The 24,584-nt window shown below is 45.4% G+C and carries 14 protein-coding genes; 11 read left to right on the top strand and 3 right to left on the bottom strand.

Translation table 11 applies throughout. The features are described from left to right. The first annotated feature begins 209 nt into the window (after positions 1 to 209). From RH86_RS15590 to RH86_RS15550, 9 genes are all read left to right on the top strand, one after another. Positions 210 to 2,291: a type VI secretion system tip protein VgrG gene (locus RH86_RS15590; RefSeq protein WP_009387048.1), complete on the top strand. Its 2,082-nt coding sequence runs from the start codon at positions 210 to 212 to the stop codon at positions 2,289 to 2,291. Beyond that, positions 2,288 to 3,088 carry a DUF4123 domain-containing protein gene (locus tag RH86_RS15585; RefSeq protein WP_009387047.1) on the top strand — a complete coding sequence of 267 codons (801 nt, stop codon included), beginning with the start codon at positions 2,288 to 2,290 and terminating at the stop codon, positions 3,086 to 3,088. The genes RH86_RS15590 and RH86_RS15585 overlap by 4 nt, the downstream gene beginning before the upstream one ends. Next, complete coding sequence (locus tag RH86_RS15580) at positions 3,081 to 6,101, top strand: hypothetical protein (RefSeq protein ID WP_009387046.1); 3,021 nt, start codon at positions 3,081 to 3,083, stop codon at positions 6,099 to 6,101. The genes RH86_RS15585 and RH86_RS15580 overlap by 8 nt, the downstream gene beginning before the upstream one ends. Next, positions 6,101 to 7,084, top strand: a complete 984-nt coding sequence (locus RH86_RS15575; RefSeq protein WP_009387044.1) for a hypothetical protein — start codon at positions 6,101 to 6,103, stop codon at positions 7,082 to 7,084. Before RH86_RS15580 ends, RH86_RS15575 begins: the two co-directional genes overlap by 1 nt. Positions 7,085 to 7,500: 416 nt before the next feature. After that, entirely contained in the window at positions 7,501 to 8,001 is a 501-nt protein-coding gene (locus tag RH86_RS15570; protein WP_223296354.1) for a Tfp pilus assembly protein FimT/FimU, read from the top strand. Continuing rightward, the gene (locus RH86_RS15565) at positions 7,988 to 8,554 is read left to right on the top strand and encodes a pili assembly chaperone (protein WP_009387042.1); all 567 of its coding nucleotides are present in this window, start codon (positions 7,988 to 7,990) and stop codon (positions 8,552 to 8,554) included. Before RH86_RS15570 ends, RH86_RS15565 begins: the two co-directional genes overlap by 14 nt. Then, positions 8,554 to 9,402, top strand: a complete 849-nt coding sequence (locus tag RH86_RS15560; protein WP_009387041.1) for a prepilin-type N-terminal cleavage/methylation domain-containing protein — start codon at positions 8,554 to 8,556, stop codon at positions 9,400 to 9,402. The genes RH86_RS15565 and RH86_RS15560 overlap by 1 nt, the downstream gene beginning before the upstream one ends. After that, positions 9,377 to 9,766: a hypothetical protein gene (locus RH86_RS15555; protein WP_005594679.1), complete on the top strand. Its 390-nt coding sequence runs from the start codon at positions 9,377 to 9,379 to the stop codon at positions 9,764 to 9,766. The genes RH86_RS15560 and RH86_RS15555 overlap by 26 nt, the downstream gene beginning before the upstream one ends. After that, on the top strand, positions 9,763 to 16,662 hold the full coding sequence (locus tag RH86_RS15550; RefSeq protein WP_009387040.1) for a DUF6701 domain-containing protein: 6,900 nt from the start codon (positions 9,763 to 9,765) through the stop codon (positions 16,660 to 16,662). Before RH86_RS15555 ends, RH86_RS15550 begins: the two co-directional genes overlap by 4 nt. Positions 16,663 to 16,803: 141 nt before the next feature. Here the strand turns inward: RH86_RS15550 and RH86_RS15545 are convergent, their stop codons facing one another. Continuing rightward, on the bottom strand, positions 16,804 to 17,397 hold the full coding sequence (locus RH86_RS15545; RefSeq protein WP_005594683.1) for a TetR/AcrR family transcriptional regulator: 594 nt from the start codon (positions 17,395 to 17,397) through the stop codon (positions 16,804 to 16,806). A 188-nt stretch (positions 17,398 to 17,585) separates the two neighbouring features. Here RH86_RS15545 and RH86_RS15540 point away from each other — a divergent pair, with 188 nt between their 5' ends. Next, positions 17,586 to 18,701: an efflux RND transporter periplasmic adaptor subunit gene (locus RH86_RS15540; RefSeq protein ID WP_009387039.1), complete on the top strand. Its 1,116-nt coding sequence runs from the start codon at positions 17,586 to 17,588 to the stop codon at positions 18,699 to 18,701. After that, positions 18,701 to 21,751 carry an efflux RND transporter permease subunit gene (locus RH86_RS15535; protein WP_009387038.1) on the top strand — a complete coding sequence of 1,017 codons (3,051 nt, stop codon included), beginning with the start codon at positions 18,701 to 18,703 and terminating at the stop codon, positions 21,749 to 21,751. The genes RH86_RS15540 and RH86_RS15535 overlap by 1 nt, the downstream gene beginning before the upstream one ends. A 68-nt stretch (positions 21,752 to 21,819) precedes the next feature. On the opposite strand, the gene RH86_RS15530 is transcribed toward RH86_RS15535, so the two are convergent. After that, positions 21,820 to 22,071, bottom strand: coding sequence for a DUF3081 family protein (locus RH86_RS15530; protein WP_009387037.1), 252 nt, complete (start codon positions 22,069 to 22,071; stop codon positions 21,820 to 21,822). A 281-nt stretch (positions 22,072 to 22,352) separates the two neighbouring features. After that, positions 22,353 to 24,506 carry a phosphate acetyltransferase gene (gene pta / locus RH86_RS15525; protein WP_005594696.1) on the bottom strand — a complete coding sequence of 718 codons (2,154 nt, stop codon included), beginning with the start codon at positions 24,504 to 24,506 and terminating at the stop codon, positions 22,353 to 22,355. Positions 24,507 to 24,584 lie beyond the last annotated feature (78 nt).

Raw genomic sequence — 24,584 nt, 5'->3', positions numbered from 1 at the left:
TAACTGATATTAAGGGTTATTTTCTTTGGCATTATTCTTGTATTTACTCATCAAACGGAGTGTCACTTAACCCAATCGCTAATCAATAGCATGACGTTATTTCTAAATCGGTGGTTTTTGTACCGAATGTCTAAATATCGAAGTGGCCGTTACCTCTTAAGATTCACTTTTCTTGGGAGATTTTGCTGTTTAGATCATAAGGAATAGTGATGGCCACATTAGCATTCACCATTAAAATTAATGGCTTGGAAGATGACACTTTAGTTGTTCGTCAATTTGAAGGGCATGAGACCCTCTCTGAGGGTGAGTTTGCCAATCAGTCTTGTTATGGCTTTCGTTACCAAGTTGAGCTTGCCAGTCGCCGTTTAGACTTAACGCCGGATGACATCGTCGATCAACCCGTCGAGTTAACAATGTATCGCAATGCCCAATGTGTGCAGCGGGTGCATGGTATTGTGCGCAGCTTTTCTCAAGGGGATATTGGTCATCATCATACTTTCTATTCTCTTACGATAGTCCCCGCGCTAGAGCGTTTATCTTTAAGGCAAAACAGCCGTATTTTCCAGTTGCAAACCGTACCTGAAATCATCTCGGTGTTATTGCAAGAGATGGGTATTCAAGATTACGCCTTTGCCTTAACGAGAGAGTGTTTGCCGCGAGAGTTCTGCATTCAATATCGAGAAACTGATTTAGCGTTTATTCAGCGCCTAGCGGCTGAAGAGGGGCTGGTATACAACTTTGAACATGTTGATGGGAAACACTCGGTAATTTTTAGTGATGCAACCGAGTTGTTGCCGAGTTTGGAGATGCCCATTACCTATAATGCGCAGGCTGGTGGGGTTGCTGACACGCCGTATATCCATGCTCTACAAAGCCAAACGCAAGCAGAAGTGGCGCAAGTGACGCTGCATGATCGTAGCTTTAAAAAACCAACCTACCGTTTTGCCCAGCATGCCCAAGCAAGCGAGCTGGATTATCAGCGTGATGACTACGAGCACTTTGATTATCCAGGGCGTTATAAACAGGATGAAAGTGGTAAGGCGTTTAACCAGATTCGATTGGATTACTTGAGAAGAGAAGCGTACACCGCCAATGGACGAAGTAATCAGCCGTTATTGCGCGCGGGTTATCGCTTTACCTTACAAGATCACTTAAATCCAGAGTTTAACCGTGAGTGGCTGGTGGTTTCTGTTACGCATAAAGGCGAACAACCACAAGCACTCGAAGAAGAGGCGGGCAGCGGAGCAACAACCTATACCAATAACTTCAAACTGATCCCTGCCACACAAGTATGGCGCGCCGTCCCTCAACCCAAACCACAAGTCGATGGGCCGATGATTGCGCTGGTGGTGGGGCCAGAAGGCGAAGAAATTTACTGTGATGAGCATGGCCGCGTAAAACTGCATTTCCCATGGGATAGGTATTCCAACGGTAATGAACATAGTTCTTGTTGGGTACGAGTTTCACAAGGTTGGGCTGGCTCGCAATATGGCATGATGGCAATACCGCGTATTGGCCATGAAGTGATTGTTGAGTTTCTCAATGGCGACCCAGATCAGCCGATTGTGACTGGTCGAACTTATCATGCCACCAACGTTTCCCCCTATACGTTACCCGATCACAAAACCAAAACGGTGCTACGCAGCGAAACCCACCAAGGTGAAGGCTTTAATGAACTCAGTTTTGAAGATCAATCGGATGCAGAAAAAATCTACCTGCATGCGCAAAAAGATTTTGAAGCGGATGTACTTAACGACAGTACCACCCACATCAAACATGATAAGCACCTCACCATTGATAATGACCGTTTTAGCGAAATAAAACACAATCATCACCTAACAGTAGCAGGAGAAAGCCGCAGCAAGATCAGCAAAGATCAGACGCTGATTGTTGATGGCTCCATGCACATTAAAACCGGTAAGTTATGGGTCAATGATGTCGGTAGTGAAGTTCACGTCAAAGCCGGGGAAAAAGTCGTCATAGAAGCGGGCAGCGAGATCACCGTCAAAGCGGGCGGCAGCTTTGTCAAAATCGACCCCGCGGGCGTGCACATTGTTGGCGCAGCAATCAATCTAAATTCAGGCGGCAGCGCAAGTAGCGGTAGTGGCTATGCAGGGCAAGTGGCAGCGCTGCCGCTGGGGGTAGCACCATTGGCTCCGCCATTATCGGTTACCCCAGAATTTGGTGCGGCAATTTTGAAAGCGGCGCAAGCTGGCGTTTATATGCTACCCATCTGTGGACAACAAAGTGATGGTTCGTGCACCTTGGGTGAAGAGTGCCGTTGCAAATGATGACAACGACAGACCTATTAACCCGAATTGAACAAGGCGCGTCTTTGTTTGCCATCGTTGACCCGAATCAATACCAAGACTCACTGGCTCTTTTTAAGCTCATCGATGGGATGGAGTTTCGTCCTCTTTTTCGAGGTACGCCTTATCAAGAGTTAATTCCCCACAGCCCTAAGCTCGTTAAATTGACGGAGCAAAGTCGCGCGCTTATTGATGATGTTTTTAAGTGCTTGTCTGGTTGTGTTGTTGCAAGTAATGACGATATAGATCAACTCAACCAAACGTTAGGTGAAATGCTACTCGCTGAGCATGATTCTGAGGGAAAGGTATTTATGCGCTTTTTTGCACCAGCAATGGCACATGCAATATTGAATAGCCCAGAACTTTCCCATTGCTGGAGAGGTTGCAGTCAGGTTTGGTTGCCCTGTTACAAAGGTGAACAATGGCTTGAGTTTGACAAAACAGAGTGTATCAAACCATCAACTCTTCGGATTGCACCAGAAGATTCTCAAGCAGTGATCACCGAACATCTTGCCTATTTGTTGGCAAAAACCAAAGCATGGCAAAACTTAACGTTGGTTGAGGTAAAACTGGCGGCGCAATCATTAGCAAAACTGACGACTCAAGAGACTCTCTCTGCGAAGAAAATGATGCAGTGGGTAGAGTGGCTTGCACTAAATACGTCAATCATGACTGAACCATCATGGCTTTCGCTATTAAACAATCCAATTTCAAATAATGAAAAGTGGCAGAGCGCACAGGCGCTTGTTAGTCAATCTGCGGAGATTACTCATGTCTAACTCTAAAATAGAATTACCTAGTATTGACGTTGCCCCGAGAAGTGGTCCTTTCCCGCTAAACCCCGCTTTACCGATTTCTGTATGTAAACCTGAAAAACAACCGAAAAAATATAAAGATATCGCCTATTTGATGGATGGCGATTATTTCTATTTATTGACTGAAGACGCTTGTGATTTTCTTGATGATGCAGAAAAAAAACTGCAAAGCGTGATAAAGGACAGAGGCAAAGATAATGTTATGTCCGCATTGGCGCAAGCAGGCGTGATAGATGGATTACTAAGCACTGATCCAAGCAGTTTTTTATCCGATCAAGATAAGGCTGATTATTTAGAAAAAAAGCAGTGGCTAGCCGAGGCACCTAAAAACGCCGCGAAGTATCACGAGTCACAAGGTCAATTTGCTACAGGACAAGGATGGCAAGATTTATACATTTATCACACAGAGCAGATGGAACATTATCAAAAAAAAGGCCGAAAAGCCGCAAAAGAGCAAGGTTATGTGTGGGACAAAGAGACTCTTTATTCGCCGAAAGAAACCAAAATCAAACAATTCATCGCACAATATAAACAGGCGCGACATGTCTTTGCTGAAGAGAGAGAAAATACACCGCAAGAGCAAATTAATAATCTAGAACAACGCATCATTCAGACCAAAGCTTTTATTGAAAGCCTTCCTAAAGGCTATGATGTACATAAAGCGGCGGAATTGGCACTGAGTAGAAGTGAATTATCGTTAGCAAAAAAATCACCGATGTTAGAAAAGTTAACCGACGCAATAGAACATTTAGCCTTGGCCGGTATTGCGACGCCAGAATTCGCTTTGGCGAATATATCCGGTGACGATGGCCATAGCTTGCTGGCTGAGTACCATCGCTACATGATTGACGCGGATAACTTTGAACAATCACTCCAAAATAGGCTGAAAGCGTTAGACAGTTCAACCAATCATTACGCTATCCCGCCAAAAGACATTTTGCGTGAAGAGTATGAGGTGCTTAAGAGTTTAAGAAGTAAAGCGAAGCAATTGCATCAACAAGCTCAAATAGCGATAGCGAAGATGGGCAACCCTTGTTTTTTGCTTTGGAACCCGTCGGATTATAAAACCAAGCCCTCAGATAGAGTGTTTACCGATCAATTTCCGCTACGTGAATATTTACGAGGGACGCCTAACCCAAAAAGTAGAGAGGGACAGTTCGAACAATTACGTTACTTCAGTTTGGCCTATTTGGCACAGCCTGAAGTGGATGGAACGACAGCAAAACCGGATTGGTCAGCAACGCTTAAAAATGATACCGCTTTTTATACGGCCATGAGGCAGTATGTCGACCGCCTTCCAATAGAGAAGGGCTGGTTTGATGAGCGTGGTCTGTTTCTTTATGATGAATTTAAACACTCGCTCACTAAGAATAATATTCAGATTGAAGCTTTAGGTGAAGACTACGGTCAGGCGAAAGAGTGGCAGGCCACATTAGAACAAGTGCTTTACTCTGATGAGCTGAGAAAAAGGATCGACCCATTTGATGGCTCACTTCAGGGGCAGTTTTTCCGTTTTGTGACCTTAGATGTGAATGCTGGCGCTGAGATAAACACTAAGCTTGAAGTAAAGAGTGATCTTTTTTCAAGCGAGAGTGAGAGTGCTATAGAAAAAAAAATGGAAGTGAAAGGTGAAGTGGTACTTGCGCGCGGAGAAATAAACCTAGTGCAAGCTATGAGCGGCCAAAAATATCTCTACTACCCTTCAGCCGCTGATGTTAAGCCAAACCGTGAACTTGATGTTGACTACATGGACAACGGCGAACAAAAAACAACAATCTTTTGTTTTGGTGCATTACAAAACCGGATTTCTATTAAAGCGTATGGTTTTGCGGGTGCGAACTTGGCTTTAGGAGCGGGCGTTAAATATGGCTCGAATGGTTTGGAGTTTAGTCACGTTTATCAACAGAAAAAGCATCTAGGTAGCGAAGTACTCACAACAGAGCTCGTTGAACTGAAAGCGGAAGCTCAATTGGGTGTTGAGTTGGCCTGCTACATCGACTGGCATTTACCTCAAGGGAAGCACGCGATTCCTGATTATCTTATCGATGATCAATCGCAGCCGATGACGTTAGCGAAAATGGCCGCGAAAGCAGAAGTGTCCAAAGAGATAAAATGGCCGTTTTATTTTCGATTAGCCGATAAAAAAATACTCATTGGTATGCAAGTAGAGAATGTCGGGGCAAAATTTATCGTCGAAGGTGCTATCAACCCAGATGGCCTCAGTGCGTGGGTTTGGCAGTTTCAAAGGTTATTAAGGCAATGCAATTATAAACGTATTGAAATTGCTGACAGCGAAACCTTTAATACCATGAGTATGCTCAGTCGTTCAATGTTGTATAGCCAGTTGCAGATCGGGCTATTTTTAGCCAAAGGCAAAGATACGTTAGATAACATTTTGAGTGTGTTTGATAGTGACCGCGCAGGCATTGTTGCTTACACACTCTATCAAGGCGATGAAACTTTCTTGAGAGATTGGATTCGATTAATGCACCCAGAAGCATTGGGACCATTGATTGGCACGTTGTTGAGAGATGCAGAGGAAACGAAAATTCAATCAGATGAAGGCGTAAAGGTTAAATATAACAGTCAAAGCGTACTTGCAATGCAGCAAATAGTGCTAGCGAATATATTACGCTGGTTAGCGACAGATCCTGCAAAGACCATCATTCATCGTTTGGTTGAAGAGGCATTTGCGCGCACAGAGCCCGATGAAACCTCAGAATATAAAGAAGAGCGGTTACTGGAATTTAAAGTGACAAAGGAAAGAATCGAACGATTTTTAGAACGAGAAGCTGAATTAGCAACAACGGATATTGCACTTTCTCATGATAGGCGAAGCGCCTTAATGCATACTCGACAACATCTAGATTCGATCTCTTTTCCATTGTATGCAGATGTTTGTGCACGAGAGGATGAACTTAATATGAAAGTAGCGGATCACAAGCGAAGCCAAATGAAAGCATGGGGAGCGTACTAATGAAATGGTTAAAATATTATAGATTTATCTTAGTCGCTTTTGTGGTTGGTTTTTCATCGTTACTTCATGCCAACCAGCCAATCGAAGAGCTCACACCCAAGCAAGCTTACCAGCAAGGAACATTGTTCTATCAACAAAACAAATATACGCAAGCGAGACCACTCTTAAAGTATGCTGCTGATCAAGGTTACCCAGCAGCAGCATTGATGTATGCCGATACATTTTATGCCAATTTATTTATCCAGACTGAAAGAGAAACGGAATATAACGTTATCGCAGCTGAAATGGGCAGTATTTATGGCATGCTTCGGTCGGGTGGAAGGCGTTCATTGAGTTCTGAAAGTGGTGTATGGAAGACAAAGAGCACTCGGATAATAAATAACCTTGCTGAACAAGGTAATAGTTTTGCCATGAGATTGTTGTATGCCAGCATCGATAATAGTGATAATAGTGATTATTGGTTAAAAAAAGCCGCAGAAGCGGGAGACCCATTTTCACAGCATGAGCTTGCCAGACGTTATGAAATGGGAGACTACTGGTTTCTTATTCCCGGTAAGCGAGAAAAAGAAACGGAACGTTTTTTCAAAGCCGCTGCTGATTCAGGTTATTGGCTAGGTATGCTCGATTATGCAGATCGCCTTAAAAAGCGCGGTAATATTAAAGGCTATCAATCAATCATCGATGAGCTAGTTGAAGCTGGAGATGCATTGTCAATTTTGGGGATTTCGGGTAGTTATGTTGACGCCAAAGAATATGAGTTAGCTGCGTATTACAGCAAAATTTATCTAGATTCTATGGGCAATGAAGGCAAGCAAAGTGGATATAAGGCAGCTCAGTCAATTTATGATGAAGCTACTTTACCTCTTACCTCAGAGCAGATTAAACAAGTCGATGTTAGAGTCCAACAATACCTAAAAACTCACACGGTTCGTTATCAAAAACGCATCAAGGATTACGAGTACACGTTAGATTCTTTTCAATGATTCAATCCCCACCAGGGTCGCACATCGCGGCCTCTTTTGTACTTAGCTTCTGAGCTACAGCCATGATTTCAAACACTCGATCGTGCTAACTACTTAAATAAAAATTTAATAAACAATTTGATTACCTGCCTTTATTTAAGATGAAGAATTGCATGTTTTTTGTTCGGTCAGGCCATTTTATGATGACTAGTTATGCAAAAATGTCGCATGCAAGTGTGTGTTTTGATTTGCGTTGTTATGTGAATCAATAGGGTGTAATTGGCGAGATAATCATCGATAAATCTAAGTTTTCATTTAAATGACGCAATATACGCAACAAAGTGTGATTTGCGTCCAAATTACTTGTGTAACAAAACATAAATAGCGTTAGAATAAAGTGATAAAAATTAAATAGTTTGCTGACTTTTTTATTGCTTATGCTGCTTAAATCTCGAAATTACACTGGCTTTACTCTTGTTGAGCTGGTGGTGACAATTATTATCCTCTCAATTCTAGGAGCCGTGGCCTACACGAGGTTTCCGTCTATCTCGGGTTTTACCTTACCAAGCTATTGCCATGTGGCGAAGTCGGCGGTGCGCCGCGTGCAAACCCAAGCGATGAATGATGTTGCTAGTAGCTCTGCTTATCAAATCATCGTCACACCAACAGAATTGACTTGGCATAATGCGAGCCTTGATCTCAACGATAGTCCAAATTGTAGTGGTTCATTTTGCAGTCGATTGGTTGCGATCAGTGAGAAAGATCTTCAGCGTGGGGTTCATTTTTCACCACAACAATTCTCGTTTGATACCATGGGCCGTTTTGTTAGTGCCGCTCATAGCAGCAACAACCAAGCGTTAATAGAGCTTTCATCACCGCGAGAAGCCAGCAAGCAAATCATCGTCTACCGAGAAGGATACGTTGATGGTTGCTCATAACCCCCTTTGCTCACTAAAGCGTCATCACCATTCCCATCAGCACGGATTTAGCCTAATTGAGAATGTCATCGCGATTTGCCTGGCAGGATTTTTGATGATTGCCTTTTCCTCGTTGCTGGCCCCTGCGGCGGTGCAGAGTGCCGATGCTTTAACTCAACAACGAGCATCACAACTTGCTACCTGGCTGCTACAAGAGATGTATTCGCGTGAATTTGATGAGGTCAATATTCAGCATATTGAGCGATGTGGTAGTGATTCTCTTGCCTGCTCAAGTGAAGTAGGAATAGACAGCAATGACTTGAATAACCTTCGTGATGATTTTGATGATTACGATACCCATGGTGTCGCCATGCCCATTAGCGAGTTTGGGTTAAACATTGATGGTGCGTATCAAGGCTTTTTGGTCACAATAGCGGTTCGTTATGCTAATGACCAATTTCAAGCTCTACCGCTTGGAAGTGCTCCTACTCCGACCAAAATAGTCATTTTGACGATTCAACGTGGTCAAGATGGACAAGCGCTGACGTTTAATGCGTTTCGGAGCAATTATTAATGCTAACACAGACGATTGCCCCGATGTTAACGACGAAAAAAACACGCCCGAGCTTTGGCTTTACGCTGATTGAGATGGTGGTGAGCATGGTCATTATTGGCATCATTAGTATTGGACTGATCAATTATGGCGTCATTAGCTCCACCTTGTATATGGACTCAAAATACCGCTTATCAGCATTAGAAGAGGCGCGTTTTCTTCTTGCCCGTTTTGGTCGTGAATTGCCCAATTCGGTGCCAATGAGTCCAAGAATTCTCGGTGAAGGTGAGTGCATTGAATATATCCCCATGCTTTATGTGGGTGAGTTTTTGCCTGACCAGTTAGATCTTAGTGTTCAGCACAGTGAAACGGTCATTCCTCTCACTCATCCTATTCGAGCGTCGTTGCTCGCACAGTGTTTTATTGACGCTAAGCTGCCCTGTTTAGTCAGTATTTATCCGAGAAAATCACAAGAGCTATATCTTGGAGCGAACGTAGATAACCAAATTTACACTCTAAAGTCGGTAGGGAATCAGTCTTTAACCGTTGATGAAAGTATGTTGAGAAGGCCGTTAACCCCTTCAAATCGACTATTTGTCTATCAGCCCTTTGCACGACAAATGTGCGCAACAGCGCAGCAAATGCGTTATTACCCCAACTATCCCTTGAAAGAGGCAGGACAAGGTGTGTTCAACACAGAAGAGTGGACGCCCTTTGCCAAGCAGTTGAGTGGGAGCCAACCTGTTTTTTCTCTCGGCTTTAATGGGACCTATTCGAGCACCGCGAGTATGAAGTTTTCGTTGAAGGTTAATCAAGGCACAGAAACAGTGGAGTTTATGCAAAATGCACAAATCCTCAATGGTCAATAAACGACAGCAAGGCAGTGCGCTTTTGGTGATTTTGTTTGTGATAGTGATCGCCACCTTCTTTGCCGCGCAGTTGTTCCAGTTAACCAAACAATCTAACCAAGCCAACACTTATGAAGTGCTTAGTACCCGTGCTTACTGGGGCGCTCGCTCATTGGTAGAAAGGTTGGTGTATGAAATTACCCCCGTAGCGGGAACGAAAAAAGCATCATGTTTGCCGTCATACCAGATAGAAGCATTTCCAAGTTGCCGTTTTGAGGCGAGTTGTACCCCTAATGGTGAGGCGACGATAGTCACGTCTACTGCCATATGTTCTGAGCAGGCGTATCGAGTGAGCCGTAAGTTTGAAGTAGAGGTTAGACCGTGAGTAAAAAGCTATTTTTATTGATGTTGACGCTGTTTTTCTCCACGTATTCATTGGCACACAATGGTCACAATCAGGGGAGTGCCAACCGATACCATGGCTATTCAGTCTCTGGCTTCATTTTCGAACATTATGATTTTGGTGGGCAATCGCGAGATTTCTATCCTGGTGCTAATGGTATGGTCGCGATGGATAGAATATCGATCGATGTTAAGTTGGCCAATTATTACAATTCCAATCGTGCTTACTATGCTCGTACTGATGGGCGTGGCCAATTTTGGTTTAATCGGATTCCCAATGGAACGTACATTTTAACGTTGCCGAATGTTCGCCCGATGGGCTCGGATAAAGATGGGCAAATTTATTCTGAGCGTGGCGACTGTAATGAGTGTCTACCTGTTCAGGTATGGCCATATGTAAGCGATCACTATCAGCGAACAGTGGTCGTTAATGGTGGTAGTGTTTACGATGCCAACATCGGTTTTAGCTATAGTGTGGTGAACAATAATAACGACTCCGGTGTAGGCTCATTGCGTCAGTTTTTGCTCAATACGCGTTACTTAACCACAGGGCGTCATCCTACCCGCTTAGAGAAAGAAAATCTGCGTCAAGAGTGGCACCCAAGTGGGGTCGACAATGCGATTTTTACTCGTCAACTGGCTGACATCGTTCTGCAATCACCACTGGAAATTTACGATACCGAAGACACTTATGTTGATGCTCGTGTTCGTTTAGGAAGTGGGCGAGCACTTACACTCAATAACCGTCGAAACAAACCTCAGCAAGGTGATTACGGGATAAAAATCACCAACAGTGAAGATCTTCTGATTGCAGGAATGAACTGGAATTATTTTGATGATGCGGTTTATCTTGATCATAGTGAAGAGGTTGAAGTTACCGATAACAGCTTCAATCATACCCGCGATTCCGGTGTTAAGTTGGTACGCAGTGATGAGAACATCATTTCACGCAATATATTTAATGACACAGTGAATGCCGAGCTGCATGAAGATCAAGCCGCCGCGGTATACCTGTACGCATCTGATAACAACCAAGTGATTGGTAATGCATTCTTTGATACCGGAAAAAATCACCCCGCTCCGGCACCAGCTAGTTGGTTAGTCTCGGGTGTGCGTGTGTATTACGGTCATAGTAACCGTATTAGCCAAAATACATTTTCGAATACTCGAGGTTTAGCGATCGATCTACGCCTTAATGAGGGTATTGGCCAACACTCGGAAAATGATGGTCACTATTCTTGGGGGGGCGATATCAGTAATGAAGGTATTGACTATCCTATTTTAGACAATGTATCGGAATCCGGTATCGTTACAGGACGAGTTTCTTTAAGTAACATCGGTGAGCATTATCTAAGTTGTAAAAACCAAGATATCACGGATGTGACCGTCGAACTCTACAAAGCGAGCGGTCAAGCCAGTAATTCAACGATTGAAGGAACCGCTTTTCTCGGTAATTGTCGCTTGAATGCGCGCGGTGAAATTGCAAGTTGTAATCTCGATAACTCTCGCTTTTCCGCCGGTGATCCAATTACCTCAATCGCGATTGATAAGTGCGGTAATACCTCTGAAATGGGTCAAGTGATCACCAGTGAAGACGATGGTAGTTATGATTACGGTGATGCGCCGAACCAAGATTTGCATACCGGTTGGGGTAAGGCTCGTTTTCCAGTACTTAAAGCCGATAATGGCGCCAGACATCGCGTGAAAGCCAATACGTGTTTGTTACCCGTTGGGGCTAGTGAGTGCGCGTTTCATGTGGATGAAGAGAAAGAGGGCCAACCGTCACGTTATGCGAGTGCAGATCAAGAAGATGATGGCGTAAAAATCAATCCAAATAACAGCGAATTAAGCAACGCAGCGATGCCGGTTCTGATGACGGGCTATCTGGATCGTGATGGACGTGAGCAACGTGTCGACAACCAAATTTCCGTTAATGCATCGAAGGCTGGTTATATCTCGGTGTGGTTAGATAAAAACCAAGATGGCAGTTGGCAGGGATTTGAGCGCAATACTCGTCCAGTATCAGAAATGCTACTTGACCGTTATCCAGTTAACGCCGGTGAAAACGTGATTAGTGGGCTTTATCTTTCGCCTTACGATGTGCATGGTGAGAGTTGGCTGCGTATTCGTTACTCGACCGATCAAAACGATGTTACACAACCAACGGGTGTCGCGCTTGATGGTGAGGTAGAAGATTACCGTGTTTGGATTGCAGCGCCTTCACTCGAAGTTGCAGGCTGTGAAGCCGGGCTGCAAAACGGCTCATTTGAACACTTCTTCATTGAGAAAGAACATAATGGCTGGGATACGCCAGAAAGTTCAGTTGCCGGTTGGTCGATTGAGCAACTTGATCCGACACTCAATCCACAAGACTATTTTCCAGTCGAACCGCGCCGGAGCAATATTGAGTTTAACCGTTATGACTATTATGTGAAGCAACCATCGTCTGATGGCAGTCTTAATGTGGCGGAAATGAACGTTTATAACCCAACCATGATGTACCAAGATATTGTGACGAAACCGGGTGATAAAATTCGTTGGTCATTTGATTACTCTAACCGCACAGTGCCTAACGATGGCAAAAATGACCAGATTTCGCTGTTGTTTGGTAGCCCAAATAGCCAGTTGGTTGAAGACCGCGTGATTGATGGCCAAGATCGTTGGGTTAAATATACCGGTGTCTATACAGTACCTGCTGGTCAGTACGTTACACGTATTGCGTTTCGATCTAATTATCCTACGGTGGCATCGTCGGGGAATATCTTAGATAACGCTAAATTTGGTTGTGAAATTGGCTATGACTATGGTGATTTACCCAGTCGTTATGGTCAATTAAATCAAACTCGTTATGAAGTCGTGCCTAACCTTTATATCGGTGAAGAAGCGCCTGATACCGAATTAGCGGCTCAGATCTCTGAGTCTGCTAGTGGCGATGATCAAACGGGCTTTAACGATGAACGTACCTTTGCTAGTCCTGTAATACTTAAAAAGCAACATCAGGTAGAAATAGCAGACTTGAAAGTGGTCAACAGCACTGGGAAAGCCGCCAAACTTGATGCATGGATTGATTTCAATCGCGATGGGGTGATGGAAGACAAAGAGCGCGCCGCGCCGCATACGATCCAATCAAAACATGGCGCGCAAAACGTGACTTTGACTTGGAACGGTATCAACCCAAATAAATGGACCACGCAAGACTCTTCATTCTTGCGCTTAGTGTTGTCACAAGATTCCTCTTCTCGCCGTCAAAATGGTGAGGTAGAAGATCATCTGGTCTATTTCACAAATGATGATCTCTTGCCACAACCGGGTCGCTGCGATGGATTTATTCAGGTCAAAGACCCACAAGGCAGCGGCCGTTATCAATACGCAAAATGGGTCGCTAATGGTGGGCAATTAGCGATTGAAAGCATTAACCCCGCACTTGCGACTGATGAAATTAAGGTGGTGGGGCAAAATCCCATTGATGGTTTAACCTACGGGGTGGGCTCTGATCGCCGTTATGGTTGCACATCTGGCAGTCGATCTAGCTGTGAAGTGCACTTATTTGTTGCAGACCAAAGTCGCAATCCGGCTGCTGAGTTTCATCATTTGGTACCGCTGCGTGCGGCACATGATGGTGTGACTATCCTTGATAAAGAGGGGCATCGCTATACATTCCGTGCTGATGAAATCTTTAATACGCAAAAGAGTGCTGACAATGGCTCGAAAAAACTATCACGTGCCAATTCCGGTGATGTCAGTCTGGATGGGCGCTACTTAGTGATTGGCCGCGGAGTATGGCGTAGCTTAGTTCGTATCGATTTGAAGACAGGCGTGTTTGATACCATTCAACTTGATATTCCACAAGGAGAAGGTACGCCGTGGAGCGCCGATTTTGCGTTTAATCCGCAGTTCGGCGACAGCCGCTACGTGTATGGGTTATCGGGGGACCTCAAGTCACTGTATCGAATCGCTATTGTCGATATCTCTGCGCGTGAAAAAGCGGGCAGCTATTCTCGCTTGCCGTTGAAGTTAGTGCTCAATTCCAGTTTGTCGGTAAACAATCCGCAATGGCCAATAAAAGATCGTAGTGGCAAGTTAGCTTCTGGTGGTGTGGGTATCAACAAAGGCGGCATTGTCTTTGCGATGACGAATGGCGGTTTGCATGATCTTAACCAAAATGGCCGACTCGATTCAGCAGAGCTAAAGACGCCAACGACGGCACTGTATTCGATTGATATTGCTAAACAAGAAATTCGTTTTGAGCTACAAGGTGTTGAAGAGTCGACGACCAGTAACGATGCGGGTGGTTGTGCGATTCATGCCGATTATGGTGATGTACCTGAAGTACTCGAAGGCGGTAACCCTGCGCGCCACTTAGGTTCTAGTGAATTACTTAAGTTGGGTCATCACTGGTCGGCAGATATAGGCCCGGGTCATGATGGCTATGCTGATTCCGATTTTTCCGATGATGGTGTGATCATTCGTGACAAAACCAGCGGCAGCGAAATAAGTTTGCCGAACGGAGCACTGCTGCCACTGCGAAGTTATGCGATTTCGCTTGATAAGCGTGGTGGCGGACAAGCGACGGCATGGGTTAACTGGGGTAATGATACCCAATGGCACAGCGTCAATCTGAATAAGGGTATCGATGTGCCCCTTAATGCGGGAGCTCGAGGTTATTTACGCGTTCGCTACGCCGATCGTGCTGTCACCAGCCCTTATGGGGAAGCGCCTTCGGGGGAAGTTGAAGACATCAGTTTTGCGATTGGTAACCCAATTAAAGGTATCAAGGTGACCGCGCCCGGCTCACCACTGACCTGTGAAGTGGCGGAATATCGTATTCTTCTCGACGTGGAAGGCGGCGTGTTATCACAAGATCTCAATGTTGATGTTAGCTTTGAAAATCCACCGAGTGGCTGCTGGTTCGACGCATCGCCATTTGGCCGTGAAGATGCTGCTTCGCATCCTCGATGTTCAGGTAACAGCAAAACAATATTGTTCAATAAGAATGGCAGTTTGAATCGTTCAATTTGGGTCGCGACCGATTCTGAATTAGGTCCGGTCACATTAAAAGCCAGCGCCAAAGATGTTGGCTTTGATAAAGATTCGGCGCAATTTAGTAAAACGGGCTTTAAGATCGTGCCATATCAAGCGCCTCAATATTATAAAGCCGGACAAGAATTTTCTCTGCAACTGGCTCGTAAAGTCGCTCTAGAAGATCAAACAAGTTGTGCGATTGATACCGACTACCAAGGGGATAAAACATTTACATGGCGCTATAACCAAGGCCTTGAGCCTGTTCTGGGTGACATGTCTCTGCAAGGTAAAACGCTCAATGCTAAAGGTGAAAAGCGCACGGTTTCGTTCTCCAATGGCGTGAGTGAAGTGTTGCCAGCAAGCTACACAGAATCAGGTAGCTTGAATATTGAAGCGGATTACCAGTTAGCAGAAGGGTTGCCAAAATCGGCGGATATGAGTTTGACCGTTAATCCCTATGCGCTGGTGGTAAAACGTAATTACAGTGCTAATGATAGCAAGCTGGAAAACCGGGGTATTCAGCAGCCTTTTGTCTCGGCTGGTACTCCTTTTATGGTTGAGGTTGCGGCGGTAGCAAAAGATGGCACTATTACCCGTAATTTCAATGCTTCGCTAGCCAGCGGTAAAACAGGGTTTGATAGCGGTGTTGTGGTACCCGTTAGCCAAACGAGCAACGCACCACGATTAAGTGCACCGAATGGATTGAATCGCGTTTTTACCAACGGGCTATTAACCAACCGTTTTGAATATGACAACGTTGGGGCGATAAGTACTCATTGGGCGGTAGACCGCTATGCAGGGCAAACAGGATTAGCCAGTTTCCTCGATACGCAGCAAACCAGTGACGCGTTGGAGAATTACGACCAAGTTGGATATTTTTATCCTGACTATATGTTGCTATCGAGTCAATTTTCAGTGCCCATGACGCACAATGGTGAACCGTGGACATATTTTGGTAAGCCGGATGTGGCACTCGCATTTTCGCTTAGTGCAAAAAGTGCCAATCATCGTGATTTGAGTTTTTATGATGCGAGTGTACTAAGTGCTGCTGAGAAGCCACTGCTTGCGAGTATGATATTTGATTACGGTAACTTAGCAATGCCAAGCTGCAATCAACAACTGTTGGTTGATGAGGACAATCAGCCTCTTGATTTCGCTCAGTCATGGAGTAAGGGCCAGTGGCAGCTAAAAGATCACACCGCGATGTTTTATCGAGATGTGGGATGTAAGCAGCCGTTGAGTGATGTGGCATTGCAGGCGTCAGTGTCTAGCAATGTGGCGGGACGTACGATTCCCATTTATCAAAATAGCGATATGGACACCGATCTCAGTGGTGAACCTATTCCGCTTGGTGAATCTGTCGATGTTCGATTTGGTCGCCTAGTGGTTAATAACGCGTCAGGCCCTATTGATCAGTTATTACCGATGGCGATACGTGCAGAATATTGGCAAGGTAGCCGATTTATCAATAATGAGTGGGATCAATGGTCTCAGGTTGGCCAAAGCGGTATTGCCAACTTACCGACGATGGAGCACATAAAAACCTCTCCAGCCAAAGATGGACAAGCGGCCCCAGTCATCATGGCGGGATCAATGGAGACGAATAGTATCAGCAATGGTCAAGTGACCACGCATATCGGTGGCAATGCGCCGGGCTACGCTCGCGTGCCATTAACTTTTAGTGGCGGCGCTGAAAAATGGCTCGGTTATTGTTGGTTAATTGATGATGCATCGACATCTGCGTCAAGCGAGTGCCGTCGTCAAGTGGATTACTGGCAAGCCCCTGAGGCTCTCGCAACATTTGGGGTATCGGCTGGCTCGAATAACGTGATCTATTTTATGGAAAAATATCAGTAGTGAAGCGCTATCTAGCGGTTAAAAAGTAGCGGTTAAAAACGAGACTTAACCTATAAGTAAAAGCCCCAAAATTTGGGGCTTTTTTAGTTGTGCAGCATGGCTAGTTTCGAGTGTTAGATAAGCGACAAATAAGCCATTTGATTAAGGGGCAAAGGCTCGCACAATGGTGGTCACGATGGTTGATACCTTATGTTCCAGTTCCTCGGCTTCAGGGCGAGGAAGAATATCGAGTACTTGAGGCCAAAAAAGCAGTCCTTGGAACACGCTAACATAAACACTAGTAATGGTTTGTTCGTCGTCGGCGACCAGCTTGCCGCTTGCGAGTGCTTTGCTAAACCAGGCGCTGACTGCGCGAGTACGATAGAGGCGCTGGGTAATGCTTTTAGCTAAATCAGGTTGGCGGAAAAACTCCATCACAATGGTGCGTGATAGAGCGATGCCATAAGTGTTATACATCACATCAATTTCACGTAATGTCACAAGCCTTAGCTGTTCTTCGAGTGGTGCGTTTTCATCAAATGGATAATCGACATTGCGCACAATATTTTCTTGAATATCAACTAGAACCTCTTCAAATAACAGTTCTTTGCTTTCGAAGTGGCGATATAAAGTCCGTTTAGAAACCTCTGCTGCAGCGGAGACATTGTTCATGTTCGCGGCTGAAAACCCATTTTGAATGAACTCTTCTTTTGCGGCTTCGATGATAGCAAGCCGTTTTTGTTCTGAACGGGTCATCTAGCTTCTCCTTAAGTGCGATGTGACGCGGGTAATATCACTAGTCTAGCAATATGCGCCTCGAAGGTAAACTTTTGAGTTTACTTTGATTAAAAGCTCCAATAAAATCCCAAAAAATAAACTCATGAGTTTACATTTATTCGCTCTAATTTAGAGCAGATGCAATCTTTGCCTCTTAGGAGAACAACGTGAAAAAAGCGCACAATACCGCCACTTCTGCGAAGTTAAAATCACTCGCATTGGCGATAGGTATCTCTTTATCTGGTGTCATGTTGACTGGCTGCGGTGCTGAAGCCGAAACGCCAGTGGTTAAAAAATCGGTCAAGCCAGCATTAACGGAAACCGTAACGGCAAGTCGTGGCGACAATTTGAGCTTTAATGGTGTGGTCCGTGCTGCAGAGCGTGCAGACCTATCGTTTCGTATTGGTGGCCGTTTAACTGACATCATGGTGAAAGAGGGTGATCGTGTCATTCAAGGTCAGCTATTAGCCCGTTTGGATTCTCGAGATGCGGAGATTGCATTAGCGTCAGCTCGCTTAGAGTTAAATAACGTTGAAGCCGAATACCAACGCGCAAAGGCGATTTACGAAAAGAGCAAAGCGATTTCAAAAAGCAGTCTCGATGAGCTAACTACCCGTTATAACTTGGCGAAAAACCGTCGTGATGAAGCGCAACGTCAGCTTGATTACACTCGTATTGAAGCGCCATTTGCCGGTATTATCGGCCGCAAGCTGGTGGATAACCACATGCAAATCCAAGCAAATGCGCCAGTGTTCACTTTGCATGATTTGAGCGATATGGAAGTGGTCATCCACATTCCTGATAGCGTGATGCTTTCTGGCTTGCGTAGTACAGAAGCGAAAGCGGAAATCAGTGCGATTCCAAGTCAGTTATTTGATTTGAGTTTACGTTCTTACGCGACTCAAGCCGATCCAATCTCGCAAACTTACGCCGTGGTATTAGGGTTTAAAAATCTTAATGGTTATCGCGTATTGCCGGGTATGACGGTGAAAGTGTTACCTGCTGAGCAAGATAATGATCTTGAGAATCCTTTGATTACACTGCCAATTACCGCGGTTGTGCCGGATAACCAAGGCAAGCAGTTTGTTTGGCTAGTTGGTGCCGATAACACGGTAGAAAAACGCTTTGTTGAGGTTGGGGCATTAAGCCGTGATCGCGTCGTGATCAACGACCACCTTGAGTTAGGCGATAAAGTGGTCATCGCTGGCGTATCAAGCTTATTAGAGGGAATGGAAATCCGCCCAATGAGTAATGATGCCCAAGGCAATAACGAGGCGCACTGATGAATATTGCTCGCTATACCATCGCAAAACGCACCAGTGTGTGGGTGATGATTGCCCTGATTTTGCTGGGTGGTTACATCAGCTACTTAAAACTGGGCCGGTTTGAAGACCCTGAATTTGTCATTCGCCAAGCCGTGATCAATACCGCTTACTCAGGCGCGACAGCGCAAGAAGTTTCGGATGAAGTGACCGATTTGATCGAAGGGGCGGTGCAATCGCTGCAAGAGCTCAAAGAGGTTAAATCAGTTTCCAAACAAGGCATGTCGGAAGTCACGGTTGAGATCAAATTGGAATTTGCCAAGAGCTCAGCAGAACTGCAACAAGTGTGGGATAAGTTAAGACGTAAAATTGCCGATGTGCAGCGTCAATTACCTCCGGGAGCAGGGCCGTCGATTGTTAATGATGACTTCTCCGATGTTTATGCTTTGTTCTTTGCGGTAACCGGTGACGGTTACAGTGACAAGCAGTTACAAGATTATGTTGATGGCTTACGTCGTCAGTTGGTGCTTGTACCGGGCGTCGCAAAAACGGCAACGCTAGCTGAACGTCAAGAGACCATTTTTGTTGAGATCTCGAGCGAGCGCTTAGCGAAGTTTGGCGTTTCGGCACAGCAAGTGTTCCAAGTATTGCAAAAGCAAAACGTGGTGACGGTAGCTGGTGCGATTGAAACCACTGATATGCGCATCCCGGTGATCCCAGATTCCAATATTCGCTCGTTTGATGATCTGCGTAATCTGCAAGTGGGTGTCGGCCAAGGCAATACAGTGATGCGCTTAGGCGACATTGCCACGGTGACTCGTGGCTATCAAGAGCCAGCAAGCATGTTGATGCGTTATAACGGTCAACGCGCGGTTGGATTTGGTATCTCGAATGTCACTGGCGGTAACGTGGTGGATATGGGCGACGCGGTAAAAGTGCGCCTTGCTGAACTTGAAGACCAACGTCCTTTGGGAATGGAATTACACGTTATTTCGATGCAGTCAGATTCGGTTCGTGCTTCAGTGGCGAACTTTATCGATAACCTGATTGCGGCGGTAGCGATTGTATTTATCGTACTGCTGCTGTTTATGGGCGTACGCTCGGGCATCATCATCGGCTTTGTATTATTGCTGACGGTTGCCGCAACGCTATGCATCATGTTCATCGAAGATATCGCCATGCAGCGTATTTCGCTGGGCGCATTGATCATTGCTCTGGGTATGTTGGTAGACAACGCTATCGTGGTAACTGATGGCATTTTAGTCCGTTTACAACAAAACCCAGAGGAAGACAAAGAGACCATCGTCTCAGAAGTGGTGGATGCGACGAAATGGCCGCTGCTTGGTGGTACCGTTGTCGGTATTTGTGCGTTCAGTGCGATTGGTTTGTCACCGTCGGATATGGGTGAATACGCAGGTTCATTGTTTTGGGTAATTCTTTATTCAATGTTCTTGAGCTGGGTGTTTGCAGTGACGATTACGCCAATGCTCTGCTTTGATTTCTTAAAAGTAAAAGCGAGCAAAGGGGAAATCAAAGTTGGCCGTATGATGTCGATGTACAAAGCGCTATTGGCTTGGGTACTAAGACACCGTTTGGCCAGCATGATGATGTTGCTGGGTTTGATGACTGTGGCGATCTACAGTTTGAAATATGTGCCACCGGGCTTTATGCCTGATTCACAGCGCCCGCAGTTCGTGGTGGATGTTTACTTGCCGCAAGGTTCGGATATCAGCCGTGTTGAGCGCATGATTGCGAATATTGAGCAAGACGTTAAAGCTAAAGAAGGCGTGACCAATATTGCGAGTTTCATTGGTGGCGGCGGTTTACGCTTTATGCTGACCTATTCACCAGAAGCACGAAATACCAGCTATGGTCAGTTATTGATTGATATCGATGACTATAAAAAGATCGCGCCGTTATTAGTAGAACTGCAAGACGAACTTGCGGTGAAATACCCTGATGCGTCGATCAAAGTATGGAAATTCATGCTAGGTCGTGGCGGCGGTAAGAAGATTGAAGCGGGCTTTAAAGGGCCAGACAGTACTGTGTTACGTCAACTTGCGGAACAAGCAAAGGCAATCATGCAAGCTGACAGCAATCTAATTGCTGTGCAAGATGATTGGCGCCAACAAGTACCTGTGCTTCGTCCAGTTTATTCAGCCGAGAAAGCGCAGCGCTTTGGTCTGACAACCCAAGAGATCAATCTAGCGATTGCCCAGACGTTATCTGGCCGTAATGTGGGTGTTTACCGTGAAGGGGATGATTTGATCCCAATCGTCGTGCGTTCACCACAAAATGAGCGTAACCACCAACGTGCGGTAGAAAATACCGAAGTGTATAGTGCAACAGCGGGTGGTTACATTCCGGTGAGCCAGTTAGTCGATTCGGTTGATGTGGCTTGGCAAGATGCCATTTTGCGTCGTGTTAACCGCATGCCAACGATTATGGTGCAAGCTGACCCCGCGCCGGGCGTACTCACGTCGGATGCCTTTAATAACGTACGCGATAAGATTGAAGCGATTGAACTGCCTGCAGGTTATGAGCTGATTTGGTACGGTGAATATAAAGCGTCAAAAGATGCCAATGAAGGTCTTGCGATTTCAGCGCCATACGGTTTTGCGGCGATGATTTTATCGGTGATCTTTATGTTTAACGCAGTGCGTCAACCTTTGGTTATCTGGTTAACTGCGCCGCTTGCCGTCATTGGTGTGACGGTCGGTTTGATCGTATTCCAAACCCCATTTGAGTTTATGGCGATTCTCGGCTTCTTGAGCCTTATCGGTATGATGGTGAAGAATGCCATTGTTTTGGTGGATCAAGCGGATGTGGAAATTGCCCAAGGCAAAGCAGCCTATTTTGCGATTATTGATGCTGCAACTAGCCGTGCGCGTCCTGTATTGCTGGGGGCGCTAACCACGATTCTCGGTGTGGCACCACTGCTGATTGACCCGTTCTTTAAGAGTATGGCGGTGACCATCATGTTTGGTTTGTTGTTCGCAACCATCCTGACGTTGATTGTTATCCCTCTGTTCTATGCCCTGTTTTTCAGAGTGAAAGTCGAACAAGAGTAACCATACGGTATCTTTCTATAAAAAAGATTCGATAAAAAAGCCTCCAAATTTGGAGGCTTTTTTGTTGGTCATTTAGCGAGAGAATTAAGCTGATTCAGAAACGTGGCTTTGTTACTTTCTTGGTCATAATTGAGCTGATAGGTGTTGTGAAAACCCATCGAAAGCTCAACGCCTTTACCCTTTAGATAGACGTTATACCCATCGTAATCGGAAAATGCTTCGATGCCTAAGTAGCTTTTTCCAAGCTCCGTTTTACAACCGTTACGCATCACACATTCATACGCTAATAAAATCACATTGGAGTCGAGGTCGTTCTTCATTGTGCTCTCCCAACAAAGTTAAATTTAATTTTAGTTGGCCACTATAAATGTTTCGCTGTTCAAATCAGTATGGCTAACGAGCGCACCCCCTACCAGCCTAGCGAGCAATATCAGTGCTCGGTGCTTTTACTTGGTCGAAGTTTATACGTAGCTAAACTGCTCTGAGTTTTGCGTGGGAAGGGAAAAGGGGGACAGTGGATAAGGGGGAAAATACAGGTACAAAAAAGCCCCCAAAGTTGGAGGCTTTTAATTACTTAATTCATTGGTGAATTAGGTAACGATTATTTGTTCGCTTGCTCAGCTTGATCTGCTTGGATAGCCGTTAGTGCAACTGTGTACACGATATCGTCTACTAGCGCGCCACGAGACAAGTCGTTTACAGGCTTGCGCATACCTTGCAGCATTGGACCGATAGAAACTAGGTCAGCTGAACGTTGTACTGCTTTGTAAGTCGTGTTACCAGTGTTTAGGTCTGGGAATACGAATACAGTTGCTTTACCAGCTACTGGAGAGTTAGGAGCTTTAGAAGCTGCTACGTTTTCCATGATTGCTGCGTCGTACTGTAGAGGACCGTCGATGATTAGGTCAGGACGTTTCTCTTGAGCCAGTTTAGTTGCTTCACGTACTTTATCAACGTCTGCACCCTTACCAGATTCACCAGTAGAGTAAGAGATCATTGCTACGCGTGGTTCGATACCAAATGCTGCTGCAGAGTCAGCAGATTGAATAGCGATTTCAGCAAGCTGTTCAGCCGTTGGATCTGGGTTGATCGCACAGTCACCGTAAACCAATACTTGGTCAGGTAGTAGCATGAAGAACACAGAAGATACGATTGACGCATCAGGAGCAGTTTTGATGATTTGGAACGGAGGAACGATAGTGTTTGCTGTGGTATGAACCGCACCAGAAACTAGACCGTCAACTTCGTTGTTCTCAAGCATCATTGTGCCTAGGAATACTGAATCTTGTAGCTTCTCACGAGCCACAACTTCAGTCATGCCTTTCGCGCCACGTAGCTCAACTAGACGAGCAACATAGTTTTCACGAACTGCATCTGAATCGATGATTGTTACGCCAGCACCTAGTTCAACGCCTTGTTGCGCTGCAACGCGACGGATTTCTTCTGGGTTACCTAGCAGCACACATTCAGCGATACCGCGCTCAGCACAGATAGCCGCAGCTTTAACTGTACGTGGCTCATCACCTTCAGGAAGTACGATACGCTTACCAGCTTTACGAGCGAACTCAGTAAGTTGGTAACGGAATGCTGGTGGGCTTAGACGACGAGACTTTTGCGTGCCTTCAGTCATAGACTCAATCCAGTTGCCGTCGATGTGACCTGCTACGTGATCGTTGATGAATTCGATGCGCTCTTTATCGTCCGCTGGAACTTCGATGCTGAAGCTTTGTAGGTTCAGCGAAGTCTGCCAAGTGTTACCTTGTGCTTTGAAGATTGGCAGGCCAGTATCGAATGCAGGTTTACATAGACCTTCAATTTCTTGAGGGATGTCGTAACCGCCAGTCAATAGGATTGCGCCGATTTCTACGCCGTTCATTGCTGCTAGTGCCGCGGCAACGATAACGTCAGGACGGTCAGCAGAAGTAACAAGTAGAGAACCTGGTTTAAAGTGCTCAATCATGTTTGGTAGTGAACGTGCACAGAACGTGATGCTCTTGATGCGACGAGTGTTGATATCACCAGCGTTGATGATGTCAGCGTTTAGGTGTTGAGCCATATCGATCGCGCGAGTTGCGATTAGATCGATTGACCAAGGCACACAACCAAGTACACGAATTGGAGAAGTGTTGAAGATTTCCATCACTTTCATTTCGTTAGTTTGTGCGCTGTCTGCATCGTCAAACATTTCTGATAGGTCTGGACGAGTACGGCCAGCTTCATCTACAGGAGCGTTAAGCTTGTTGATGATAACACCAGAGATGTTTTTGTTCTTAGTACCACCGAAGTTAGAACATGCTACTTCGATACGCTCTTTAAGCTGAGCTGGGTTGTCTAGACCAGGAGTCGCAACAAGTACGATCTCTGCGCCTAGAGTTGCCGCGATTTCCGCGTTCACTTGGTTAGCGAATGGGTGCTTACGAGTTGGTACTAGACCTTCGATCAAGGTTACGTCCGCATCTTTGTTGATTTGGTTGTAACGTTCAACGATTGTTTCTAGAAGCTCATCCATGTTGTCGTTACCGATTAGGCTTTCAGCAACAGACATTTGCATTGGAGTGCCGATCTTCATATCGCTGTTCGCGCCAACGATAGTTGAAGTCAGATCAGGCTGATCGCCGCCAGAACGTGGTTGTGCGATAGGCTTGTAGAAAGAAACTTTAACGCCCTTGCGCTCCATAGTGCGCAGAACACCCATGCTAACACTAGTAAGACCAACACCAGCGCTAGTAGGGATAAGCATAATAGTACGAGACATCGACTAATTACCTTACATTATTGGATTAAAAGCTCAATTACGTATTCCCTGAACAGTTCATGGAATAGGAGTTGAGCC

The organism is Vibrio sp. N418 (assembly GCF_000222565.1).
GTDB lineage: Bacteria > Pseudomonadota > Gammaproteobacteria > Enterobacterales > Vibrionaceae > Vibrio > Vibrio scophthalmi.
This window is presented reverse-complemented; position numbering and strand designations above follow the sequence as displayed.